The organism is Blautia faecis (assembly GCF_027662325.1).
Classification (GTDB): Bacteria; Bacillota; Clostridia; order Lachnospirales; family Lachnospiraceae; genus Blautia_A; species Blautia_A faecis.
The window spans coordinates 1-23,803 of record NZ_JAQDKY010000050.1 but is presented as its reverse complement, the minus strand read 5'-3'; the positions used below and the strand labels follow the sequence as shown (position 1 = coordinate 23,803).

The following is a 23,803-nucleotide window of genomic DNA, read 5'->3' as shown; positions in this document are numbered from 1 at the left end:
CGTTCCAGTTTTTCCTGGGCTTCTCTGATCACAGCGTCTGTTGCAGCTTCTGTTGTCTGCTGTTCCATCCTTTTCAGGTATGTTTGCAATATAGAAGCCTGCTGCCCGGTCATCCCTGATACCTGGGCCACTGTAAGATTAAGGTTTAATGGCACCTGACATTTTTCCTGCATCCTTGCCTGGCGCCTTCTTTCTGCTCTGGTCATACTCTTTCACCTCTTCGTTATTAGGCATTCATTTTGATTATCCTCTGCCCTTCTTCAGCAGCCTCTGCCGGACCAGATCGTATTCCAGGAGCAGGTTCCGGTCTTTGTTTCTGCTGAGTGTCCGGTCTGCGGCTCTTAGATAGTATCTGCCGTTTATCAGTCTTCCCTCGGCTGCGGCACCGTACAGACTCCCGACTGTCCGGTTCAGCCTTTTAGATGCTTCCTTTATGGTTACAGCCTCTTCCGGCTCTTCTGTTATGTTTTCTGTAATCTCATATAATGTCATAGCCAGTTTCTCCCGAATATCTTCCGGAACTGTTCCCTGCTGCCAATCTGGCTCTCAAAGGCTTCCTGTCTCATCCATTACCGCCTGGTCTTTATGTACCGCATGTGCTCCGAACTGGTGGCATTCCAGGCACAGGTCTGCTTTTAATCCATATTGTTCAGATAATGTTCGGTTAGGTCCGCCAAAAATATGATGCTCCTCGGTCTGTGTGTACCGTCCGCACAGGTAACATCTTCCTTTCCGACTTCCAAGGATGCTTGCCGGATGGGAGATTCTTTTTTTCTTTGTTTTCCCTTTCGGGAATTTCAGTCCTACATCCATACGCCCACCAGATTCCCGGAATCACCCGGCAATGGCGGAAAGAAAGTCAGCCTGGTCCGGTCTCTAAAAATAGAATGAAGCTCCCTTACATTCTTTTTTATAAGCACAACATTTGTTGGCTTGTCTCCTTCAAATAACCTGGCTACGCTCTTCCCGGGGTAGTCTGTTGGATTTTTATATATAGCAAATGAGGGTAGTTCCAGCCCACTCATGTCTATCTGTTCGATGTCTTCTACGATTTTATCTTCCATATTGCTCCTTTCCCCCTGCCCCTTAACAGGTTGGAGCAGGGAAGTAAAATTGTGATATATATGTGATTCAGATTGCACCCTAGTTTGTTTCTTCCTGACAATCTTCCGCCAGGTTTCTGATCAGTCTTAAGCCGCCGGTTATTAACTGGTACTTAAGCAGTGTCCGCCCTGGTAGCCCCTGATCCGCAATGGAAAGAAAGTTCTTCATATCATCCTCTGCTTCCTCCAAAATATCTTCTATCATTGCTTTTGATGGAATTGGAATGTCTTTCAGGCATTCCGGCCAGGCTTCGGGCTGCTGCCTTTCTTCCTGCTGCTTCCCGGCAGCGTTTTGAGATGATTCTGCTGCCTTTTGGCCGTATTCTTTCTCGCTGTCAAATCTAGAATCCCATGGATCGTATATTTTTTTCGCTTCAACAATCAGGCGTCCATACTTCAAATGAACCCTGGATCCGTTCATTTTAATTTCCACGCCACCCGCAAATCCATGAAAATCATAATCAATTTTTCCTCCACAGCGGCTATGGCAGCCATATGGGGCTATTATTTTTTGTGTCTTCCTTGCAGCTTCTCTATCATTATCTGTCGTTCTGCAGGCTCTCATAATGTTTTTTAATATGTCCGGATATTCTTCACAGAGTACTTTTACTGCTTCTTCTATCGTAAGTTCCGGCAGATACTCCGGATGGTTCATGATATTATCTTGTCCCGGGATCTGTTCCTCTTCTTCCTGTTGGTTTGATACCCGGCTGGCCGAAGCGTCGCATTCCAGCTTACAGTTTCCGTGTTTCGTGCAGTTCCAGCAGCATTTTATACTGCAGTTCTCTCCATTTCCCGGAATGTGCTTCTGTGCTTCTGTCAAGGTGCAGATTTTCCTGGAATCATAAGCGCAGCGGCCAACCTCCGAAAGTGTCTCGTTTTTCTGTTGCGCCGGCGCAAATTCCTCTGGCTGTTCGGTAAAATCCTGGTACTCCTTTTCCATTCTCTCTTTGGAGATGTAACATAAGGTCCTTCCAAACTGGTCATAAAATACATAAGCGCCACGTCCAGGACGAAGTACCACTGCAAATTCTGCTCCCATTGCACGGAATCTCTTTGTTTCATAAGGGAGAGTGCTGGTACAGCAAGTGTCAAGGAAGCTTCTTACCATTCTCGCCGTGGTCGGGTCGAACACGGTGTTCGTGTCAAAATGAGGATAGTTCTCTTTTCCCTTCTGGCGTTCCTCTTTTTTCTCTTTCATCCAGTCTTTTTGGGTGGTACATTCCTGGCAGTCAGAACCGGTGCACTCCTGTTCTGTCTTGTAAATGCAGTTCGGGAAGCGTTTTTCGTGTAATATTCCACTTTTTGGTGCTGTTTCTTGACTTTTTTCCACATTCTTGGGTTCGTTTTCCACGTTATCAAACGTGTCTTTTGCACCGGCACTTTCCCTTTCTGAACCATTTTCTTCTTCGACTGTCATTTCTTGACATTCTTCCTCAAAAGTAGCTTCGTATGTATGTTTTCCAGACGCATACTGGTCAAAGAGTTCCCGCATGGTACGTAAAAAGTCTTCCCATGTGAGTTCTTCGGCTTCATTCTGACCAATTTTTGCAAATAAGGGAGTTGGATACCTGTGGAACATGATAAAAGCGTTTTCCGTCTTAAAAGTGCTTTTATCCTTGTATACGATATCCGCCATTTCCTTTATGGATCCGGAAGAATAGGCTTCGCTAGCGTACAGTTTGTTCAGGGTCTTTTTCTTGTTCCGGAAATACTCCCTAATCGTGTCTTTTAAGATTTCCTCTTGCTTTTGGGCTTCCTGCTGCCAGTTCAGAAGCTTTGCCGGGCTGGACTCCTGTTCCTTGTTGTATTCCTTAAGGTCACGGATATCTTCCCGGTATGTCTCCGGATGCAGGTGGTTCCGGTCCTCTTCCGGGAGCTGGCGCATCTCTACCAGCTTGGAAAACTCAAAGTTCTGGTATCTTTCCTGTATCTCCGGCCGGTCCCCGGGAACGGAAAAGGTCTCGTATACTTTTTTATACTTCGACACGCTGTCCGCGGACATGTTGTATTCTGCTTTAGCAAATTCAGCTATGGAGCTGTAGCCGTCTTCCCGGTATCTTCCGGATTCTTCGATTCTTTTCAGCTGCCATCCGATCATCACAAAGCTCTTGCCTATCCCATATAAGTTTTCTTTAATCGAATTCTTTGCTTCCTCATACCCCTGCAGGGTCAATTGATATTCCGACATTTTTCCTAAACCTCCTCTTCTTTTGGCATTACCCGATGGTAGCGGTAGCTCACCGCATGCATGGCTTCCAGCTTCAAAAGCAGCTCCCAAAGTTTTGCATTTCTCACTGGTTCGCCAGTCTCTTTCTTCCAGCCGTTCTGTTGCCATCTCTTTGCATATTTGTGATAAGTTGCCAGGTAACTGCAGTTTGTATGGACTGTTACGACCGCTGGGCGTATCAGATGCCTAAATGCAGCAATCGCGGCACACATGGCCAGCTGGTGTCCGGTGGTCTTTTCTGGCTGTCTGCCCCAGCCCTGGCGGTACTGTCCTTTGCAGGTCACCTTGTAGTAGTATTTCGCTTCCTTCGGTGTCGGGGCCTTGGAGGAAACGTATATGTAAATATCAGTCTGTGCTCCCATGTCTTTAAATCCTCCTGTTCAGCCGGATCATAGTGTAACGGCGGTATTTGTAACCGGTTACCGGATTGATTCCTTCAAATGATTCTGCTATGTAATAACCCTTCTTTGGTTTCAGGTCCTTTTGCCATCGTTTCAGCTTCTCTGGTTTCGGTTCCGGAAGAGGCATGTTCCGGGAATGGCTGTAATTTGCTTCCCGAAGTCTGGGCTTTGCCGGAGTACCATCTTTTTTCTCTTCCCTGGTATTTTCATCTTTTGTAAGATAGGCTGCCAGTCTTTTAAAATCTTCTTCCGGGCACATGCTCTTGCGGATCTGTGTCACAAATACGCCGCCATATTGCCAGACTCTTTCTATGAGGCTGGCAGTATCTCCGATATCGTTTATTACAAAATGAATGTGCCAGGCTCCCTTGGTTCCTCTTTCAATGTTCCGGATCCAGTAGAGCATCCGTCCTCTTTTCTTGTATATTCTCTTCAGCTTGTCCATTGCCTGGCGAAACTGTTTCATTGCTGTTGCCATGTCCGGCGGTCTGATCTCGGGCCGGTATGTGTATGTAGCCCAGAGATCGCCAGGGGAGAAGTACTCCATCAGAAGAAGCCTTGCACCCTTTTCCTTCTTCCAGGCATTTACCCTCTGGATATCCTCCGGGGTAGGTTTCCGCTTCGGCTTTCGTTTCTCTCCTGGAGCTCCGTACCTTCCGTCATGGTTTTCTTCTACATACAGGATATCCTTCTTACGCAGATACCAGGTTTTACGCTTGGTTCCCATTCCATTAAGCTCCTAACTTTAATATCTTTATCAAGTTCGAAACAGGGGATTTTTGCCCCTGTTTTCTTGACTTTCTGCCGCCTGGATGGTATAGTATTTACAGACGTTTTATCCAGGTGGCGGATAGTCATTGACCCATGTACTCGTAATACATGGGTCATTTTTTATGCAATTATATAACCTCCGCCCTTCAGAACACACAGTTCTTTAGCTATTGCTTCAGCTTCACTTCTTGTCCCATAACAACTTCTGAGAGAATTATCTGAAAACCTTATAATCCACATCAGCTTTTTCTCCTTCTGGTCTTCCATTGACATTTCTCCATGTTCCCTTTACAATAAGAGGGTGATAAACTATTTTTGTCCATTGGACACCGGATCTTGATGAGCTGCTACTCTCAGGATCCATTTTCTTTTAACAACTGTGTAAGGTGTTCCTTAGCTGCTTCGTAGTTTTTAACGGATTCTTCCATCAATGCTTTGTCACGATAGATATCATAAGTAGTCATTTTGTTTTCTGTTGGTTTCTCCACCCAAACCCGGCATGGATATCCAGCTAATCCTATTTCGAAACTTACATGGATTCCGCTTGCTATAGCTTTCTTCGAAAGCTCATACAACTCATCTATCATTTTTTCTAAAATCATGGCCTCCTCCCTTCCTGCTTGGATCTTCTTTTGGGCTACATTGCTGCTCATTAATTTTTCAGTAATGAGTGAATCCAGATTACAACTAAAATTCCTAACGCGACTAATTCACCAACGCTCATGTTCTCTTCCCTTCTGGCTCTGTGCCCTGTATCAGCATCCACGCAAGCATTGATAATGCCATTGCTCCTGCTACCTGCAGTCCATCCCACTGCCAGAATGGCAGGTATGTAGCAAGGGTGCCTATGATGGATGATATGATTATGTTACGCTTCACAGCTTGTCTCCTTTCAGCTGCCTTATCCGGCAGCCTTCTTTCTTTCGAAATTATATATAGCCATTGCCAGATCAACTCGCTCCGCTTCAGTTTTCAGTGCCTGTTCCTTCGTCACCTGCGCTTTTGGAAGCTGATCTATCCTGTATGGCACGCCGTCTATGATAAATCTGCGAGTAAATTTGATTCCTATCACAATCACCTCCCCGTTACTATGGTATGGATTATGGTTGTACGGAGTTACTTCAGCTTTTTCATAACCCCTGTCCGGTTTGTGTACGACCGGTTCTGAGCTTGTTTCTCCTGTTTTCTTACATCTCCAAGCAGCCGTTCCAGATCACTGATCACCTTTCGGTTCTCTTTCATCCAGCTACAGATTAGAGCTGTTGCTTCTTTTATGTCTTTTGCATTTCTCCGCTTACGGCGTATATCCCGCAAGGTAAATCCCTGACAGATATAGTCATACTGGCTGTTTTCGTTGAGCTCGATATTATGTAAAATATCCTGTGTCTGGCGATCCATATCATTTTCTGTGAGAATTGCCAGCCGATTAGACTCTTCACAGGTACGAAGAAAACTTAAGAATGCATTTAATTCAGTGCTACAGTTAACTATTTCAATCACCTCTTTCTGTCGAAATGTCTCGAACTGTGTTGCGTAAAATAGATAACGTATCCTTATTACTCTTAATTGTCATTTCACACATCTCTTTAACATAGCCATCTACCTTTTTGAAATAGTAAGTGGCTAATATTTTAGTAGTGATCACTGACGCTAAAATACTTGCTCCAATAATTGCCATTTTCCCCTACACTCCTTGACTCAAATTGTTTTACCAATTGTTATTGCTATCATTACGACCTTAATCACAATATTCCTAGCAGCTCAGCAATTCCCATGCCTATAAAACTTCCTATAATTCCACAAATGGTGGGAATTGCAGATTCTTTTAGAATGTCTATCATGCTTTTTCATCTCCTTCTCCTTTCTGTTACTTCTCCAAATGTTTAATGACATGACAACATCAATATTGCTTGAGTACAAATGTATATTAAAGAAATGCCATCTCCCAGTCCCTTTAATATAAGTCCGGCTGTTCTATATGATTCAGCATATAAAATACAGGCCCCAATATTAAAAAATAAAACCAGAAAGATTGTAATAAATGTGATTTTTCTCATCTCCTTTCCTGTTACTTCTCCAAATGCCATTGACTTTTCTCCTAATTTTTCCTATCCTTTAATTACAGGGTACTGGCATGTCTCTACTCACAGAAAGGAAAAATACTATGTCTACATCTCACACTGAACTTCAATTTTCTATCAAACAGAACTTTATGCTTCGAAAAATACAGCTCTTAGGAATTTCGAAATCCTCTGTGCGGTCGCATAGGAAGTATCATGTTTTGCTCTACTATTCCCTTTTAGAGCATGATCCGCGTAACAAAGACCGCTATGTTTTAAGTGAAAAAGCTAAAATGTATCTTCGATATAAAAGACGCAGTAACTTTCGTTTTTGGATTCCAGTTATAATTTCAATTTTAGCTTTACTTAGTGGTTACGACGTGTACACTAATCCAATGTTTGAAAAAGTGTTACAAGTATCAGCGAAATTATTGAAAACCATATCGGAAAATCTGGATATCTTCTTGAAAACGGTATTCTAATAATGTCGCAATAGTCAGAACCAGCCGCCATAATTTCTCGTTTCTGTTTTAATGCGCCAATCAGTGTACGGGTTCTCTTCTCTATAAAAGGTTGATAGCTTCGGATAATATATTTCATGTGCTCATGTTCCTTTCGCATCTCTAGGAATAGTTTTTTATTCCATAATCACATCATGGCAATGTTTGCTAGTGCCATTACTTTCAGTATCGCCAATGCAAGCATTGCCACAATAATAATTACAGCCAATGTTTTTCTCACCTACACCGCCTCCTTTCCAGGATCTTTTTAGTTTGCTTCAGTCTCATTTATGCGACAAATTGACTAAAAAAAATATCATTCACTTCTTCTTTCGAAAGTTTTAATTCTTTCGATATCATATCTGCCTCCTTGATTGTTATCGTTTGACCATTGGCATTAATTTTCCTATATAATGTAGCCTTATCAATGCCAATCAGCTCAGCAAGCTCAGAAATATTTAAGCCGCACTCTACAATTTTACCTTTTAATTTATTTGTATTAACCACTTTCTTCTCCTTTCTTTTTTCTCATATCTGCGACTATATTGACAATACCATCATCTATTGCTTTTGTCAATCCTATTTTCTCATATTTGAGAATTTATTTTTGTTTTTTCTTTTATTTGTTGCAAATTTGCGAAATATGTGTTATTGTATCTGCATAGGAGGTATCTGTTTATGAATACTGGAGATCGAATTAAGCAAAGAAGATTAGAGCTTGGATTGTCAGCTGATGATTTAGGTGCAAAAATCGGAAAATCACGTGCCACCATATATAGATATGAAAATGGGGATATTGAAAATATGCCAACGCCAGTATTGGAACCCTTAGCAAAAGCCTTAGACACAACTCCCGCAGATCTAATGGGCTGGGAAGGTCAGTGCATTAAATCCAATATTGAGGATAGAAATATTCCTTGGACTGTTTCTGATAAACCAGATAATAATCAAAAAGAACTTAACGAAATATTCCTTCAGCTCTCTTCCAACAACCAGCAGCGAGTTCTCACCTACTCCAAGACACTTCTCTCCACCCAACAGATGGAGGAAGAACTGCTGCCGGATGCTGCAAATGATAGGAACGCAACTGAAGAGGAAAAGAAACACGCGGATGACATTATGTTCGATGATAGCGAATGGGAATAAAAAAGTCGGAGTTATAATTAAATCTATATATATCTTTTATTAGAAAGGGGTTTTTATTATGATGTATCCATTTATGACACTTAACGACAATACCGAAATCGTCCATTCAGAATCTCTTGAAAAAGATGGACGTGAACAGGTTGAAGTTCGTATAGAAAAACCAGTCCATGGAGGTTTCCATTCTGCTTCCTGCTGGTTGCCCGATTACAAGTGGGAGAATATCGAAGGTTTCTCAGATGAAGAAATCAAATACTTTCAAGATTATTTAGCATCTGTTGCTCACATAATCATGCAATTGGCACGCGAAGGCGGCTTTGAAGGAGGAATGGATAATGCCTCGAGTTTTTAAAATCGGTTCTTATATCGTATATTTCTGGGTAAACGAAAATGATCCCTTAGAGCCAGTACATGTCCATGTATGCCAGGGTATTCCTTCGCCCTCCGCTACGAAAATATGGATTACACGTAATGGAGGCTGTCTTCTTTGTCATAATAAATCAAAAATTCCAGATAAACAACTTCGTTTTATTATGCAGACTATTGAAGCACGAAGCAAAGATATTCTCGATCTTTGGTATTCAACATTCCATCGGATCAGTTACTACTGCTAATTTGATAAGCCCTTTAGAAAGGGGATGATTTCACTTGACTTATGAAGAATTATTAACTATATCCGATTCGGAACATCTGATTGTTAAAGAGAAAAATATTCCGGGTTATGGTGGGCGAATATACAAAAATCGGATTGCTATCAACCGTTCACTTCCCACCAAGGCAGAAAAGTCCTGCATCCTGGCAGAAGAGCTTGGTCACCACTACACCACTGTTGGAAACATTCTTGATCAGAATGATGTTATGAACCGCAAGCAGGAATACAGGGCGCGGCTTTACGGATATAATCTTAAGATTGGGCTGATTGGGATTGTACAGGCCTATGAAGCTGGATGCCGGAGTTTGTATGAGATGGCTGAGTATCTGGATGCGACTGCGGAATACTTGAAAGAAGCGCTGGACTGTTATCATTCCATACATGGGGTTTATGCTACCTTGGATAATTACATAATCTTCTTTGAGCCTGCATTTACGGTGATGAAAACAGTTGCTGCTGAATAATCAACGAAAGAAGGTGATAAAACATTGGACATTAACCAGTATATTGAAGAACGACTTAATAATCAAATTCAGTGGTATAGCCAAAAATCTCAGCACGCTCAAAAGATGTACAAGATTTTTCAAGTCGCTGAAATAATTATTGCTGCTACTATTCCACTATTGTCCGGCTATGCTACGGATTGTATTACTATTGCAATCATCGTTGGAATTTTGGGTGCCATTATTGCTATAATTGAAACCATTTCTAAATTATTCAAATGGCATGAAAACTGGATTGAATATCGTACAACATGTGAATTGTTAAAATATCATAAATACTTGTATCTAACCCAATCCAGCCCTTATAACCCAACCGAAGAAACTATTAATAACCTTTTTGTCAAAAACATCGAAGATATTATTTCTTCTGAGAATAGCCAATGGAAGATAAATGCATCAATTGAATCAACAAAGAACACTACATCTACATAACGCATTCATATGTTTTTTCAAACACATCTGGTTTACATGGATATTGTTCTCCTCTTATACCAGTAATAATCCAGTCCCCAGGAGCTGCACGTAAAGGGCCTTCCAGTGTTTGAATAATAAGTTCCTTGTCAGTTTGATATGCTTCTATTACTATCGGTTTTTTTCTAAATTTCATACTATCACCTCGTGAAAAGAAAGGAGTTTTTATGCCTAATTTATATGATTATCGAATTTTTATCAGTCACGCATGGAAATACGGATCTGCTTATGACAGTTTAATTACTCTGCTAAATAATGCACCGTATTTTTCTTATTATAACTATTCTGCTCCAAAAGAAAAACCACTTTTTCCATATGGCACACCATATACATCCTACGATATCGCTCAAAAAATTACTAATAAGATCAAACCAGCTCAAATCACTCTGGTTATATCAGGAATGTATGGTGCTTATAGCGACTGGATGAAATATGAAATTGATGAATCCAAACGAATGGGAAAGCCTGTTTTAGGCATCATCCCTTGGGGACAACAACAAATTCCACAATATGTACAAAACAGTTCTACGGAATTAGTTGGTTGGAACACTCAATCTATCGTTCAAGCTATTAGAAAATATGTATAGTATTAATAAGTATATTTAATTATATCATTTTGTATTCATAATTTCAACTTATATATAAGTCAAAAAAAACCGGTCCAGTGCTACCAACACCGAACCGATTCAGATCTCCGAAGAGACACTATTTAAGCAAAAATATTGTATCATCTTCGGGGCAGCCATGCAAGCGGAACCTTTGTTCGCGCTGGCTGTTATTTTTATACTTATTTTTACATAATTATAATCGAGGTGATACCATGACCGAACAAAAATCTGATGATCTGCGCATGGGAGCACTGTATATCCGTGTCAGCACCCATGAGCAGGATGAGCTGTCTCCGGACGCGCAGAAGCGTCTGCTCCTGGACTATGCCAAGAGTAATGGAATCGTGGTCCAGAAGGACGCCGTGTTTGTGGAGAGTGTCTCCGGACGTAATGTGAAGAAGCGAAAAGAATTCCAGCGAATGATTGCACAGGCCAAGTCCCCGGAACATCCCTATGATGTGATCCTGGTGTGGAAATTCAGCCGATTTGCCCGCAACCAGGAGGAATCCATCGTTTATAAGAGTATGCTGAAAAAGGACCGTGTGGACGTGATTAGCGTGTCTGAGCCAGTTATAGACGGACCATTCGGCAGCCTAATCGAGCGTATTATTGAATGGATGGATGAATACTACTCTATCCGCCTGTCCGGAGAAGTGCTCCGCGGCATGGGCGAAAAGGCATTAAAACAGGGGTACCAGATTTCTCCCCCCCTTGGATATGATGCAGTCGGGGACGGAAAACCATATAAGATCAATGAAAAGGAATTCAAAATTGTCTCTTACATCATGTCCCAGTATGATGATTACTGCCAGGACACCACTGCCATCGCCAGAAAATGTAATGCTCTGGGCTACCGGACCAAGCGGGGAAATCTGTTTGAACGGCGCAATATTGACTATATCCTGCGCAATCCCTTTTATGCCGGCATTGTAAACTGGAATGGACAGACTTTTGAGGGAACCCATGAAGCACGTTATACCACAGAACAGCTTGACAAGCGCATCAAGCTTATGGATGCCAGACGAAGACCAGCAAAACACCGGAATGCCTCCACCTGTAAGCACTGGCTTTCCGGTCTGATCAAATGCTCCATCTGTGGCGCCACCCTCTCCTACACCGGATCCGGAGCCTGTCCTTACTTTCAGTGCTGGAAATACGCAAAGGGTTATCACAAAACCTCCGTGGCCATCTCAGTAAAGAAAATGGAGCAGCTTGTCATTGATTACCTGAAGCAGCTTCTGGATGGCGCGGATTTTCAGTATGTCCCCAAAATAACTGCGCCGGCGCAAAATGAGGAACTGGAACAGCTGAAGCAGGAACTGGCCAGACTTTCAACCAGGGAGCTGCGAATTAAGCTTGCCTATGAAAATGAGATTGATACTTTGGAAGAATACAAAGAAAACAAGATAAGACTGCAGAAACAAAGGGAATCTCTTTTAGAGAATATCAAGGAACTGGAAGTACAAAAACCAGAAGATCTATCCAGGGATAATGTCCTTTCGCAGATTCGAAGTGTGTATGATGTTCTCCTGGATCCTGCTGCCGAAAGTAGTACAAAAGGGAACTTTATTCGAACTATAGTCGATCAGATTGTATTTGACAAAGAGGCTGAAATGGTGTATTTTGATATTATCATCTAAGACATATCAATTTTTCACAGGTTACGATTGTACTATTTCTTAATTCAGATTTAACTTTTTTCCAAAAAACAAGTGAATTTTATCTATTATAGGGTATCGGACTCCGGTGGCCCGGATGGAGAAATCGGTGCTTCTATGCGCTATCTCTCCCAGCGCTTTACCATGCCGAACCGAACCTCTGCAGCTGTGCTTAATGATATCGGTACTGAAGAACTGGCACATCTGGAGATGGTTTCCACCATGGTTCACCAGCTTACCCGTGACCTCACTATGGAAGAAATTGAGAATTCCGGGCTGGGACCATATTATATTGACCACACAGTTGGCGTGTGGCCACAGGCAGCAGGGGGTGTTCCATTTAATGCCTGCGAATTCCAGAGTAAAGGTGATCCAATCACGGATCTATTTGAAGACCTTGCAGCAGAACAGAAAGCACGCTCCACTTATGACAATATTCTCCGTGTAGTACGAAATATCCCGGAAGTTGCTGATCCTATCCGTTTCCTGCGTGCAAGGGAAGTGGTACATTTCCAGCGATTTGGTGAAGCACTTCGCTCCATCCAGGAACAGTTGGATGCTAAAAACTTCTACGCTTTCAATCCAGGCTTTGACAATCCCTGCTCTGCAAGCTGTGCACCTGAAGCAAAATAGCATATGCTGCTGGTCATAAAGATAACCGTAACAGCAATACACATCTCACAGAAAACCTTTTTTAAACACGCTCTAATACTGCCCGGCAATTGCTGGGCAGCTTCAAAACAGTAGTCAGCAGGCTTTTTCTCCCCATACCAATTGTTCGTTTACTCAACTTCAAAGTCACCACAAATATCCTCTGGAACTATATCATCGGATTCGTGCATAATACTTTTTCTTTCATACCCCTTCATAATCAAACGCCGGTATAAAACTTTCCTCCGCAGTCTCCCCTTCCTGAAAATAGCCATTTTCGATTCCAAGCTCAATGGCAGCGTCCAACACCTTTTCATACTCTCGTCTGGTCACTTTCCGATTCAGTTCCGGAAATTTCTCATTCTTCCAGACAGGCGTATATTGGTTCATTACGCTGATAAAAATATCCTCCCCATAAGTCCGGTACAGATATTTCAATACTGCAATAGAATTTTTGGTATGCCCTGGCAAAATCAGATGACGAACAATTGTCCCGCGTTTTATATATCCATCCTCCGCAAACTGACAGGGACCGGTCTGACGCATCATTTCGGCAATTGCACTCTGCGCCGCCTGCGGATAATCCCTTGCGTTGGAAAAAGCAGCAGCCAATTCAGGCTCCATATATTTCATATCTGGCAGATATACATCCACATAACCATCCAGTCTCCGGATAGTTTCCACGCTCTCATACCCACTGGAATTGTACACGACTGGAAGATTCATTTCCTTTCCTCTGGCCAGCTCCAACGCCGAAATAATATGCGGCACATAATGCGCCCCAGTGACCAGATTCAGATTTGCCGCCCCTTTTTCCTGCAATTCCAGAAAAATTTCAGCAAGCCGCTCCACTGAAATTTCTTTTCCAGAATCCCCAATGGCAATATCCCGGTTCTGGCAGAAACAGCACCGCAAGCCGCAGCCAGAGAAAAAAACAGCCCCTGATCCTTTTTTTCCTGAAATACAAGGTTCCTCCCACATATGAAGAGCGGCACGGGCAGCCCTTATAGTACTGTCCATGCCACAATATCCTCTTTTGCCCTCCAGACGATTCACATTACACTTCCGGGGGCATAAGGTACAATTCTTAAATAATTCTTCTCGCATAAATTACGAATTCTCCTCTCTGATCTTCTCGGTCAGTTCCCTTCCCCCCTGGTCATACCACTCTTCCACAAAGGTATCAAAGTAATCCATGGGCTGCTCTCCCATGATCATCTGAATAAAGGCATTTTTCTCCAGGGAAGCAAGCATGTTGGGAATCTCTCCATCCGAATCAACCAGATATGTTCTGCGCACCGAACTATAATGGCCGTCAACCAGCACGCCCACTGCTGAAATTCTGGACTTGTACGCAGCCCAGTCCTCTACAGTTACATTTTTCCCGCTCAAATACTTCATACAGGCATCATAGTAAGACTTCTCCAGTGCGCTTAAATTACTTGCCTTCTGCTTGCCGGACATTACTCTCCTGATATCCTTCGTAACATTATAAATTGCCTCATTATAATCCACATTAATAACCAGCGGTCTGGCTGTAGGGTCCACATTCAAAGCAAAATAGCTGTTGATCTCATCCGCATTTTCCTCATCTTCGAACCGGCTGTAATCAAACAGAACACTGATAATTTTCATTACAATTTCCGGATGTTCGTAACCCTTTCTCACAACCACATATTTGTTGTCCCGAAAAGAAGCATAAACGTTATCTTTTTCCTGGTATTCAGCAGTAAGGTAATAAGGCTCCCAGTCTGCTTCCGGATCATTCTCAGCCACATCCATAAGCGGATTATTCGGTGCCCACCAAAGTCCAAAAAACGCACCGCATTTACCTTCCACTACCAGATCACGGAGATTATTCTGAGCACGCAGGGCAAAGTTCTGATCCAGTATTCCTCTTTCATATAGCTCACGCAAATAAGCAACGGCAGATCTGGTCTCCTCTGTCAAAGAACCATAGACAATTTCCCCGTCTTTGTCCTTGATCCATCTTCTTGGATAAGAATAAAATTTCTCAAAAACAGGTTCCACCGAATAATTCTGACTGGTAGTAGACACAAAATTGGTATCACACACAAGTCCCACAGGATCTTCCCCTTCCTCTGCTCCCATCCTGTTTTCCTGAAAAACCTGGATAATATCCATAGCCTCTTCCAGAGTCTCTGGCTCTGCAAGACCCAGCTGATCCATCCAGTCCTTTCTCATCCACAAAAGACAGGGACCGTGGTCGATTACTGCTTCCGGAAGCGCCATCAGCTTACCATCAAAGGTTCCTGCACCGAGAAGCTGGGGACCATAGCTGTTATACATGGCCTTGATTCTCGGGGAGGTACAGTTTGCATAAACCTCAGTCAGATCCTCCACCATGTCATTTTCCACAAGAACATTTAAAGTCTCCCTGTCTGAAACCACCAGTACATCCGGCAAAGTGTGATCATTTACCAGCACATTCACATACTCGTCGTAGCGATCCTCCCGCTCCATATAGGCATTTTCATTCTGCACGTTCAGAATCTCTTTCAGATATCTGGTATAAGCGCTGTCTTCGTAGGTATTTCCTGCTGGAAGATTGGAATTATTGGCACCGCTCATCTGTCCTAAAGTATAAGTCACAAGCTCCGGGTACTTTCCATACGGAGTTGTGGAAGCTTTTTTCCACAATCCGCTATCTGTAGAATTATCTGTCTGGGATTCTTCTGTTTCTGTACTTTTCTCTGCATCCGTTCTGTTTTCTGCTGTCTTTTCCGTCTCGTTGTCTACAGTGCCTGGGTCAGCTGCATCAATTCCGGAATCACTGCATGATTCCTCAGAAAGCTCATAATCTGCTTCTTCGTATTCCACACCCGTTGTCTTTTTTCCCATATTTCCAGCTGCGCTATCACAGCCTGTCAATGAACCAGACGAAATCAACATGGAAAAAGTCAGTCCCAATACCAGAATTCTATTTTTTTTCTTCACTTTTTCCACCTTTCTTTCCTGTTGTGTCCTCTGTGTCTTCTTCCGGTTCCTGCAAAAACTTTTTCGTAGAAAACTCTCCGGCTGCCACAGCCTCCTCATCCGCTTTTTCTCTTGGAATTCTCATTTCTACCCTGGTACCTTGATCAATCTGGCTAAACACCTTGATTCCGTACTCCATCCCATAAAGAAGCTGCATTCTGTCATTGACATTTTTAAGACCATATCCGGAAGCCTTGTAAGTTACCAGCTTATCTGCCTCTTCCTGTTCCATTCCTGGTCCATTATCCTCCACAGCAAGAAGCACATCCTCACCGTCCTTTACAAAAAACAGTTTCAGAATCTTCTCTCCTTCTTCTTTCATGTCCAGCCCATGCTCCAATGCATTCTCCACAACAGGCTGCAGCAGCAATTTAGGCACAATATCTCCTTTCACCTCCGGGTCAATGTCCCAGATCACCTGAAAATCATTGTCATGCATCACCAGCTGGATATCCAGATACGCCTTAATATTCTGAATACAGTTATCCACAGTTACCATATCCTGCCCCTTACTCAAAGCAGTCCGGTAGAACATAGATAAGGACAAAGTAACCTTACTGATTTCCCTCTGATTGCTTCGAATAGCCATCCAGTTGATAACAGACAGGGAGTTATACAAAAAATGAGGGTTGATCTGGGCAGTCAGTGCCTTCAGTTCAAACTCTTTCAACGCAATCTTATTCTCATAAACCTCATGGATCAGACGATTGATCTCGTCCATCATGCTTCGGAAGCTGCGCACCAGAAGGCCAATTTCATCTCCAGCATTGCTGTCCACCGTAACCTCACGGCTCCCCTGGTTTACCCGGTTCATGTTATCGGTAAGCTCCTCAATCTTTCTGGTAAAAAGTCTGGAAAAAGAAAGTCCCAACACCAGAATTATGGCTACACAGGCCGCAATCAGGGGAATCTCGCTGACCAGGATTCCTGACACAGAGCTGTCCACTGCTGATTGCAGCTTATACAGATAAAAAATCCATCCGCAAGCCGCGTTCTTCCGGTTTACAAAAGCATAATCTCCCTGCCCGGACTCCAGAAACTCCCTGGAGACAGCCTCTCCCGAATCCTTTTCTTCCTTTTCACCCAGCATTTCCTTCTGAAACAGAACATTTCCCCCTTTATCCAGGATCATGCCCCCGGATTCTGCAGAAATAATCTTTTCAAAGGGCTGAAAAATCTTATTATAATCCAGTGTAACGCAAAGAACTGCTGTCTGCTCTCTGCCAGTATAAATCCGCCTTACAGCTGCAATCTCCGGTATCTGGCTGTCCACCACCCACTGCACAGACACATCCTCTTCCAGTTTGTCATACCACCACTCCTTATCCACCTCTGACAAAGGCACAAGTGTATACTCATGGCGCACTTTAATGCTTTCTGCAAACAACTGGATCTGTATAATGGCATCATGATAAGACTTTGGTACAGACAAAAGAGGATCTGCTACTTCTGTATATTTTATATACGCTTGATAATTATCCATATTTTTCTCAGTGATCAGATCCTCAATATCCGGGGAATAAGTGAGATAATTCAGAAGACTGGAAAAAACTTCTATCTGGCTGTCGATTCCCTCTCCGGTCTGTTCCAGAATGGAAGACATATCCTCCATTTCTTTTTCCCGGAGCAGACTGCTCATGCGGTCATGACTATACAATACAAGCAGGATCATGGGAACCAGGCTGGCTGTCACAAGAAGAATAGTCAGCTTATGACGATATTTCATATTCTCAAATTTATTCTTTATGACTGCCGGTATTTTCATCCTCTTCACCGGTTCCTTTCCGATAGGACTCCGGGCTGCTTCCATAATATTCCCTGAAACTTCTGCAGAAATAAGAAACATTGGGGATTCCTACCTGTTCACTGACCTGTGCCACCTTCATATTAGAATTACACAAAAGCTCCTTCGCCTTTTCCATCCGAACCACACGTATAAAGCGGTTCAGGTTCATACCAGTCTCTTTTTTAAAAATAAAGCTGAGATAGCCAGAAGACAAATACACCTTCTCCGCCAATGTCTCAAGACTTAAATCCTCCGCATAGTGCTGGTAAATATAATTCTTCACAGAAGCAACTTCATCTCTGGAATCACTCATGGAACGCTCCAGAAACTCCTCGTACTCCTTAATATTCTCCTGGGTGATTGCAAGGATCTGCTTCAGATTGGTACAACTGTACAGCCGCTCTACCTCATGATCCAGCTTCCGCTCCTCAGAGAATTGATTTTCCTGAAAAAGCTCCTGGATCACATTGGAAAAAACAAATTTCACATACATGGCAGAGAAACGGGTATCATTCTCATATTTCTTCACCAGACACTCAAAATGCTTCTTCAGCTGCTCCACATCTTTGCGGGAAATGTCTTCGGAAATCTTCTCTATCAGACGAGAATCCTGTGTCTCCGCATTCACCGGCTGGCTGTCAGAGGCCTCATTATTAAACACATGCACATCTGGATGATAAAATTTCTCCTCCATGGTCTGCTCCAACTGGGACATAATTTCAGGCAGCGCCTCATGCCCTTCAAACCGGCTGCTCACTGCAAGGTGAAAACTTGCAGAGTAATTCTGCTTCAAAATGTCATATAAATGCTTGGCAACCAGCTGATAATCGCAGTACACATCAGAAAAAAACAGCACAGACTGTCTGGTATTCAGATTCAGGTAAAAGAAATTCCGGTGCAATCCCTGCATCAGTTCCTCATCAATATTATCTGGAACATTATCAAAAAATGCCTTATCTGATTCGATAAGAATCGCACAGTGCCACTGCTCCCAGTTAGATTCATCTAAAATCTCCCCAGCTTTTTTCAACACTTCTTCATTTCCGGAATACAGGTAAGTCTGAAGAAAATACTGAAGAAGAAAATTCTTCCCTTTCTCTTCCTTCTGCTTCTTGGACCGGATACTTTGAAGCTCTGCTTTTACTTTCCCGATAGTTGTATGAAAGGTATCCGGATCAACCGGCTTCAGCACGTAATCCTTCACTCCGTAACGCATAGCTTCCTGGGCAAAAGCGAAATCACTGTATCCACTAAAAATTACAATTGGAAGATTGGGATACTCTTCTCTGACCTTGCTAGCCAGCTCCAGACCGTCCATATGAGGCATTTTTATGTCTGTTAAAAGAAAATCAATCTCTTCACTTCGCAATACATTCAGTGCCTGCCTGCCATTGGCAGCCTCATGGATCTCGTATTCTCCCTCTTCCTGTGCCAGAAGGAATTTAATTCCCTCCCGCTCAATTTTCTCATCGTCTGTTATCAAAACTCTGTACATATTGGTACTCCGATCTTTTATTATATTTAACACCGGGACAACTCTTCCAACTGTCATTTATGTCCGCCTGTCAGAAAAGCCAGAAATTTCATATCGCCTGTTGCTTCTGCCTCTTTTTTTCTGTCTGGCGCACATGAAATCTTATATAAAGATAAAGATAGCCCCTCGCATCTCTGCAAAGAACTATCTTTATTTTAACATTCTGGTATCATATTGAAAAGGGAATAATCTCCAAATTTCTCAGGTAAAAACCGTTCTTTTACCCAAAGAAATCAACCCTTAACTGCACCTGCAACAACTCCCTCGATAATATATTTCTGGCAAACCAGATATACAACAATAATCGGGATAATGTCGATCATAATACTTGCCATCATCGGTCCCATCTGCACATGACCATAGCTTCCACGGAAATACTGGATTGCCATTGGAATTGTTTTATACTTCTTAATATCCAGAACCAGTGTTGGAAGAAGGTAATCGTTCCATACCCACATCAGCTCCAGAATTGCAGTAGAGATAATGGTTGGTTTCAAAATCGGAATCAAGATCTTAAAGAAAACCTGCAGAGGACTGCATCCATCAATCATGGCAGCTTCCTCAATTTCCAGCGGGCTTCCTTTTACAAAACCGGTAAACATAAATACTGCAAGTCCGGCACCAAATCCAAGGTAAACAATGCAAATGGTGTATGGATTATTCAGTTTCAAAGTATCTGCTGTTTTTGCCAGGGTAAACATAACCATCTGGAAAGGAACAACCATACTGAATACGCAAAGGTAATACAGAACCTTGGAAAGCAAGCCGTTTACACGTACAATGTACCATGCGCACATGGAACAGCAAAGCAGAATCAAAACAACAGACATAACTGAGATCACAAGGCTGTACCAGAAGGATTTCAGGAAATCCATCTGTGTGACGCTGGCTATAAAGTTCTGGATTCCGTTCCAGGTCTCAGATGTAGGAAACTGGAAAACACCAGATGTAGTAATTGCGGACTCCACTTTTAAGGAGTTAAACAGGATCATAACAATCGGGTAGATCCAGATAATTGAAATTATAGAAAGAATTATAGTTGGGATAATACTTTTTTTCTTATCTGCCATTATGCCTGCACCTCCTTAGATGATGTTGCACGAAGCTGGATCAATGCGATCGCAACAACCAGTACAAAGAATACAACTGCTTTTGCCTGACCGATACCCTTCCATGCAGGACCACTTCGTCCGTAGAATGTATCGTAAATGTTCAGTGCCAGTAACTGTGACTGTTTTCCAGGATCTCCGCCTGTAAGGGAAAGGTTCTGGTCGAACATCTTGAATCCGTTTGTAAGAGTAAGGAATGTACAAATTGTAACAGATGGCATGATCATCGGAATCTTGATTTTAAACAGGATCTGTGTTGCGGTTGCGCCATCAATCTGTGCGGCCTCAATCAGATCCGGAGATACGTTATTAAGACCAGCCACATAAATGATCATCATATATCCAATCTGCTGCCATAACAACAGAATGATCATTCCAATAAAACCATTTGTTGCAGACAACTTCAGAAGAGGCTGTCCCCACATGGAAAGCAGACCGTTTAACAGTGTCTGCCAGATATAACCAAGTACAATACCACCGATCAGGTTCGGCATGAAGAATACAGTACGGAACACGTTTGTTCCTTTGAATCCTTTTGTCAAAGCCAGTGCAATGGAAAATGCCAGCACATTGATCAGAATACTGGAAACAAATGCGAATACAACGGTCAGCCAGAATGCATGACTGAAGTCACCGCCGATAAAAATTTTCTGGTAGTTGGAAAGTCCAACCCAGACTACATCTTTTACAGTTGAAAATTTACAAAATGAAAGATAAATACCCCAGATAAACGGCCATAAGAAACCGATAATAAATGCAGCCAATGTTGGCAGAACAAATACCGGCCACCATTTTTTCAGAGATTTTCCTACCATTTTTCACTCCTCCTTTTCCTGTTATGACACCTTTGCGGAAGGCTATCCGCCGCCCAAAAACATTACATCATTTTCCAATTAAAATGGGGAGGCTGTATTTCGCCTCCCCACCCTGTTCACCATTCTATATTATGTCCTGAATTTCTTCCGGACATATTATATGCTGTTGGAAAGAAATTTATTACCTGTTACGATTATTCGGAAAGAGCTTTCTCAGTTGCCCAATTGTCAACGAATGCGGAAACTACATCATCCCAGGAACCGCTTCCTGCTGCATATAATGTAAGTGCTGTACCAAGACCGTTCTTCCACTCTTCAGATGGCATTGTTGTGAAGTTCCATGATACAGGTGTAAGACCAGCTGCTGTATACTCTGCATCCTGTTTTACAAATACGTTTGTGGATTCCTGTGCTGTTTTGAAAGGAATTGTGAAGCCCATATCTTCTGACATAGCCTTTGTTCCATCCTCAGAAGTTACACACCAGTTCATGAAATCAAGTGTTGCCTGGATATCTTCCTCGGAAGCTTCTTTGTTTACACACCAGAAGTTCTCTGTACCGGTTGCAAGGCCTTCATTCTCATCATCAACACCGAAGTAAATCGGGATCATAGCCAACTCGTCATCACTGTATGTCTTGGACAGTTCGCCATATTCCCAGGAACCATTCTGATAGAATACTGCATCTCCGTTGATGAACTCGTTACGGGAGTCATCTGCTGTCTTAGCAGAAAGCTCTGCTCCATCGCAGGTAGAATCTGTAATGTAAAGATCAAATACGTTCTTATAGTTATCAAGGTATGTTCCCTTGATTGCATCTGTATCATCGATGCCATCTGCCTGATACTCATAGTAGATTGGAAGGTTTGCAAGGTGTGTTTTGAATCTCCAGTCAGAGGATCCGTCCATACCAGCGCTTGTGAAAGCACCTTTTACTCCAAGCTCATCTTTTCTTGCCTGGATGTCATCAGCAACCTTCTTCAGATCATCAAAGCTCTTGATGTCATCTACTGTGTAACCAGCTTTTTCCAGTAAGGTTTTGTTTACGATCAGTCCATAGGACTCGATTACGTATGCGATACCATCAACTGCATCACCGTCTTTTACAGTGTAAGCATCAGATGTAAGCTGTGAATAGATATCAGATCCGGACAGATCATAGCAATAATCCTTCCAGTTCTTAAGTCCTACTGGTCCATTTACCTGGAAAAGTGTAGGAGCATCGCTCTTAGCCATCTCAGACTGAAGTGTGGTCTCATACTGTCCGGAAGCTGCTGTAACAACTGTTACCGGAACGCCTGTCTCTTCTGTATATTTTGCTGCCAGGTTCTGCCATGCTTCATCCTGCTCTGGTTTGAAGTTTAAGTAGTAAACCTTTCCAGCTGCATCATCAGCCATAACCGGTAATGCCGGTACCATAGAAGCTGCCATAACTGCGCTAAGTCCCATTGCTGCGATTTTTCTCATCTTCATAATTTTACTCTCCTTTTCTTTGAGAACCGTTTCTTAAGATGTTTATATAATACTGATTTTTCTGTTAAAAAACCATGATAAAAAATCAAGAAACATGTTCATTTTTTTAGAGAGTGATATTTGAATATGGACATTTTGTCGCAACTTGTACAAAACATTACAATTTTTATCAGATCCAGACTTTGAATAATAATTCGGGTCACAAGCCAGAACCTATTGGAAAAAGCAGTCTGTGAAACATCTCATATATGCAAAAGAGGACTGCTTGCGCAGTCCCCTTTCTCTTTCCGCATGTGCGGAGAAAAATCATATTCAAGCTTTTCCAACGGATCCGAAGATTTCCATTTTCTCTTTAACAGTAGCCTTGATTGCATCGAAGCCAGGTGCAAGAAGCTTACGTGGGTCATATCCTTTACCCTGCTGATCTTTGCCTTCCTCGATGTATTTACGTGTAGCTTCTGCAAAAGAAAGCTGGCACTCTGTGTTAACATTGATCTTGGAAACTCCAAGGTCGATAGCTTTCTTGATCATGTCTGTAGGAATACCTGTACCACCGTGAAGTACTAACGGCATATCACCTGTAAGCTGCTGTATTGCATCCAGAGTCTCAAAGCTTAAGCCCTTCCAGTTAGCTGGATATTTACCATGAATGTTACCAATACCTGCTGCCAGGAAATCGATACCAAGATCAGCGATCATCTTGCATTCCTTAGGATCTGCGCACTCGCCCATACCGATAACGCCATCTTCCTCACCACCGATGGAGCCAACCTCTGCCTCTAAGGACATTCCATGCTCTCTTGTGATCTTAACCAGTTCTTTAGTCTTAGCAACGTTCTCTTCGATCGGGTAATGAGAACCGTCGAACATGATGGATGAGAATCCAGCCTCAACACATTTCAGGCATCCTTCATATGAACCGTGATCCAGGTGAAGTGCAACCGGAACAGTGATCTTCTGCTCTTCCATCATACCTTTAACCATTCCAACAACGGTCTTATAACCAGCCATGTACTTACCAGCGCCTTCGGAAACGCCCAGAATAACCGGGGAGTTCAGTTCCTGTGCTGTAAGCAGGATAGCCTTTGTCCACTCAAGGTTGTTGATATTGAACTGACCTACTGCATAATGTCCAGCTTTTGCTTTTTTCAGCATTTCTGTTGCATTAACTAACTCATACATGATAAAATTCCTCCTATCTTTGGAAACACCTTAACTATTTCCATTGTCTGTAGTTTAGCAGATTTTTCCCCATTCGTCTACCTCTTTGCAAAAAAAATGAGTTATTGATTCTTTTTTCATTCACCTGGAGCGTATTTGAAAAAAGCTTTCTGCAAGA

32 protein-coding genes are annotated in these 23,803 nt (G+C 42.6%); 8 read left to right on the top strand and 24 right to left on the bottom strand.

Translation table 11 applies throughout. From position 1 onward, the window contains the following. The 15 genes from PGQ38_RS17205 to PGQ38_RS17135 form a co-directional block, all read right to left on the bottom strand. On the bottom strand, positions 1–206 hold a 206-nt coding region (locus PGQ38_RS17205), incomplete at its 3' end, for a hypothetical protein (RefSeq protein WP_270432828.1). Positions 207–243: 37 nt separating this feature from the next. Next, the gene (locus tag PGQ38_RS17200; protein ID WP_270432826.1) at positions 244–492 is read right to left on the bottom strand and encodes a hypothetical protein; all 249 of its coding nucleotides are present in this window, start codon (positions 490–492) and stop codon (positions 244–246) included. Positions 493–546: 54 nt separating this feature from the next. Continuing rightward, a complete protein-coding gene (locus PGQ38_RS17195; protein WP_270432823.1) occupies positions 547–813 on the bottom strand; it encodes a hypothetical protein in 267 nt (88 codons plus the stop codon). Then, positions 804–1,064: a hypothetical protein gene (locus PGQ38_RS17190; RefSeq protein ID WP_270432822.1), complete on the bottom strand. Its 261-nt coding sequence runs from the start codon at positions 1,062–1,064 to the stop codon at positions 804–806. The genes PGQ38_RS17195 and PGQ38_RS17190 overlap by 10 nt, the downstream gene beginning before the upstream one ends. Positions 1,065–1,143: 79 nt before the next feature. Further along, positions 1,144–3,294, bottom strand: a complete 2,151-nt coding sequence (locus tag PGQ38_RS17185) for a hypothetical protein (RefSeq protein ID WP_270432819.1) — start codon at positions 3,292–3,294, stop codon at positions 1,144–1,146. Between the two features lie 5 nt (positions 3,295–3,299). Beyond that, on the bottom strand, positions 3,300–3,695 hold the full coding sequence (locus tag PGQ38_RS17180) for an RNase H family protein (protein WP_270432818.1): 396 nt from the start codon (positions 3,693–3,695) through the stop codon (positions 3,300–3,302). 4 nt (positions 3,696–3,699) lie between these two features. After that, the gene (locus PGQ38_RS17175; protein WP_118581623.1) at positions 3,700–4,461 is read right to left on the bottom strand and encodes a rolling circle replication-associated protein; all 762 of its coding nucleotides are present in this window, start codon (positions 4,459–4,461) and stop codon (positions 3,700–3,702) included. A gap of 164 nt (positions 4,462–4,625) precedes the next feature. After that, the gene (locus PGQ38_RS17170; RefSeq protein ID WP_270432815.1) at positions 4,626–4,772 is read right to left on the bottom strand and encodes a hypothetical protein; all 147 of its coding nucleotides are present in this window, start codon (positions 4,770–4,772) and stop codon (positions 4,626–4,628) included. An 86-nt stretch (positions 4,773–4,858) separates the two neighbouring features. Beyond that, positions 4,859–5,107: a hypothetical protein gene (locus tag PGQ38_RS17165; protein WP_270432813.1), complete on the bottom strand. Its 249-nt coding sequence runs from the start codon at positions 5,105–5,107 to the stop codon at positions 4,859–4,861. 118 nt (positions 5,108–5,225) lie between these two features. Continuing rightward, positions 5,226–5,384, bottom strand: coding sequence for a hypothetical protein (locus PGQ38_RS17160; RefSeq protein ID WP_270432811.1), 159 nt, complete (start codon positions 5,382–5,384; stop codon positions 5,226–5,228). A gap of 22 nt (positions 5,385–5,406) precedes the next feature. Continuing rightward, positions 5,407–5,577: a hypothetical protein gene (locus PGQ38_RS17155; protein ID WP_270432809.1), complete on the bottom strand. Its 171-nt coding sequence runs from the start codon at positions 5,575–5,577 to the stop codon at positions 5,407–5,409. Positions 5,578–5,621: 44 nt separating this feature from the next. After that, positions 5,622–6,005: a hypothetical protein gene (locus tag PGQ38_RS17150; protein WP_270432808.1), complete on the bottom strand. Its 384-nt coding sequence runs from the start codon at positions 6,003–6,005 to the stop codon at positions 5,622–5,624. Continuing rightward, complete coding sequence (locus PGQ38_RS17145; protein ID WP_270432807.1) at positions 5,998–6,183, bottom strand: hypothetical protein; 186 nt, start codon at positions 6,181–6,183, stop codon at positions 5,998–6,000. Before PGQ38_RS17145 ends, PGQ38_RS17150 begins: the two co-directional genes overlap by 8 nt. Positions 6,184–6,388: 205 nt before the next feature. After that, positions 6,389–6,592 (bottom strand): hypothetical protein, encoded by a 204-nt coding sequence (locus tag PGQ38_RS17140; protein WP_270432805.1) that lies wholly within the window; start codon positions 6,590–6,592, stop codon positions 6,389–6,391. Positions 6,593–7,353: 761 nt separating this feature from the next. Next, positions 7,354–7,572 (bottom strand): helix-turn-helix domain-containing protein, encoded by a 219-nt coding sequence (locus PGQ38_RS17135; protein ID WP_270432803.1) that lies wholly within the window; start codon positions 7,570–7,572, stop codon positions 7,354–7,356. 171 nt (positions 7,573–7,743) lie between these two features. Here PGQ38_RS17135 and PGQ38_RS17130 point away from each other — a divergent pair, with 171 nt between their 5' ends. The 5 genes from PGQ38_RS17130 to PGQ38_RS17110 are packed head-to-tail and all read left to right on the top strand — an operon-like array spanning position 7,744 to position 9,795. After that, positions 7,744–8,211, top strand: coding sequence for a helix-turn-helix domain-containing protein (locus PGQ38_RS17130; RefSeq protein ID WP_270432801.1), 468 nt, complete (start codon positions 7,744–7,746; stop codon positions 8,209–8,211). Positions 8,212–8,269: 58 nt separating this feature from the next. Beyond that, positions 8,270–8,560: a hypothetical protein gene (locus tag PGQ38_RS17125; protein WP_270432799.1), complete on the top strand. Its 291-nt coding sequence runs from the start codon at positions 8,270–8,272 to the stop codon at positions 8,558–8,560. Further along, entirely contained in the window at positions 8,544–8,822 is a 279-nt protein-coding gene (locus tag PGQ38_RS20210) for a DUF4160 domain-containing protein (protein ID WP_270432796.1), read from the top strand. Before PGQ38_RS17125 ends, PGQ38_RS20210 begins: the two co-directional genes overlap by 17 nt. A gap of 34 nt (positions 8,823–8,856) precedes the next feature. Beyond that, positions 8,857–9,324: a hypothetical protein gene (locus PGQ38_RS17115; protein WP_270432794.1), complete on the top strand. Its 468-nt coding sequence runs from the start codon at positions 8,857–8,859 to the stop codon at positions 9,322–9,324. A 24-nt stretch (positions 9,325–9,348) separates the two neighbouring features. Further along, positions 9,349–9,795 (top strand): DUF4231 domain-containing protein, encoded by a 447-nt coding sequence (locus PGQ38_RS17110; protein ID WP_270432793.1) that lies wholly within the window; start codon positions 9,349–9,351, stop codon positions 9,793–9,795. Here the strand turns inward: PGQ38_RS17110 and PGQ38_RS17105 are convergent. Then, a complete protein-coding gene (locus tag PGQ38_RS17105; RefSeq protein ID WP_270432792.1) occupies positions 9,788–9,970 on the bottom strand; it encodes a hypothetical protein in 183 nt (60 codons plus the stop codon). The genes PGQ38_RS17110 and PGQ38_RS17105 overlap by 8 nt on opposite strands. A 31-nt stretch (positions 9,971–10,001) precedes the next feature. Here PGQ38_RS17105 and PGQ38_RS17100 point away from each other — a divergent pair, with 31 nt between their 5' ends. The 3 genes from PGQ38_RS17100 to PGQ38_RS17090 all read left to right on the top strand — a co-directional run bounded on the left by PGQ38_RS17100 (position 10,002) and on the right by PGQ38_RS17090 (position 12,733). Next, positions 10,002–10,421, top strand: coding sequence for a TIR domain-containing protein (locus PGQ38_RS17100; protein WP_270432791.1), 420 nt, complete (start codon positions 10,002–10,004; stop codon positions 10,419–10,421). A 233-nt stretch (positions 10,422–10,654) separates the two neighbouring features. Continuing rightward, positions 10,655–12,082 (top strand): recombinase family protein, encoded by a 1,428-nt coding sequence (locus PGQ38_RS17095; RefSeq protein ID WP_270432788.1) that lies wholly within the window; start codon positions 10,655–10,657, stop codon positions 12,080–12,082. 72 nt (positions 12,083–12,154) lie between these two features. Beyond that, the gene (locus PGQ38_RS17090; RefSeq protein WP_226815746.1) at positions 12,155–12,733 is read left to right on the top strand and encodes a manganese catalase family protein; all 579 of its coding nucleotides are present in this window, start codon (positions 12,155–12,157) and stop codon (positions 12,731–12,733) included. Between the two features lie 222 nt (positions 12,734–12,955). Here the strand turns inward: PGQ38_RS17090 and PGQ38_RS17085 are convergent, their stop codons facing one another. The 8 genes from PGQ38_RS17085 to fba form a co-directional block, all read right to left on the bottom strand. Then, entirely contained in the window at positions 12,956–13,858 is a 903-nt protein-coding gene (locus tag PGQ38_RS17085) for a radical SAM protein (RefSeq protein ID WP_195478292.1), read from the bottom strand. Positions 13,859–13,861: 3 nt separating this feature from the next. Then, the gene (locus PGQ38_RS17080; RefSeq protein WP_204453365.1) at positions 13,862–15,709 is read right to left on the bottom strand and encodes a sugar ABC transporter substrate-binding protein; all 1,848 of its coding nucleotides are present in this window, start codon (positions 15,707–15,709) and stop codon (positions 13,862–13,864) included. Then, positions 15,693–17,594 carry a cache domain-containing sensor histidine kinase gene (locus PGQ38_RS17075; RefSeq protein WP_226837566.1) on the bottom strand — a complete coding sequence of 634 codons (1,902 nt, stop codon included), beginning with the start codon at positions 17,592–17,594 and terminating at the stop codon, positions 15,693–15,695. Before PGQ38_RS17075 ends, PGQ38_RS17080 begins: the two co-directional genes overlap by 17 nt. Beyond that, complete coding sequence (locus PGQ38_RS17070; protein ID WP_270432785.1) at positions 17,485–19,086, bottom strand: response regulator transcription factor; 1,602 nt, start codon at positions 19,084–19,086, stop codon at positions 17,485–17,487. Before PGQ38_RS17070 ends, PGQ38_RS17075 begins: the two co-directional genes overlap by 110 nt. A 215-nt stretch (positions 19,087–19,301) precedes the next feature. Next, the gene (locus PGQ38_RS17065) at positions 19,302–20,138 is read right to left on the bottom strand and encodes a carbohydrate ABC transporter permease (protein WP_118581591.1); all 837 of its coding nucleotides are present in this window, start codon (positions 20,136–20,138) and stop codon (positions 19,302–19,304) included. After that, positions 20,138–20,992 carry a carbohydrate ABC transporter permease gene (locus tag PGQ38_RS17060; protein ID WP_118581588.1) on the bottom strand — a complete coding sequence of 285 codons (855 nt, stop codon included), beginning with the start codon at positions 20,990–20,992 and terminating at the stop codon, positions 20,138–20,140. The genes PGQ38_RS17065 and PGQ38_RS17060 overlap by 1 nt, the downstream gene beginning before the upstream one ends. A gap of 194 nt (positions 20,993–21,186) precedes the next feature. Further along, positions 21,187–22,464, bottom strand: a complete 1,278-nt coding sequence (locus tag PGQ38_RS17055; protein WP_118581585.1) for an ABC transporter substrate-binding protein — start codon at positions 22,462–22,464, stop codon at positions 21,187–21,189. A gap of 312 nt (positions 22,465–22,776) precedes the next feature. Further along, positions 22,777–23,646, bottom strand: coding sequence for a class II fructose-1,6-bisphosphate aldolase (gene fba / locus PGQ38_RS17050; RefSeq protein ID WP_118581582.1), 870 nt, complete (start codon positions 23,644–23,646; stop codon positions 22,777–22,779). Positions 23,647–23,803 lie beyond the last annotated feature (157 nt).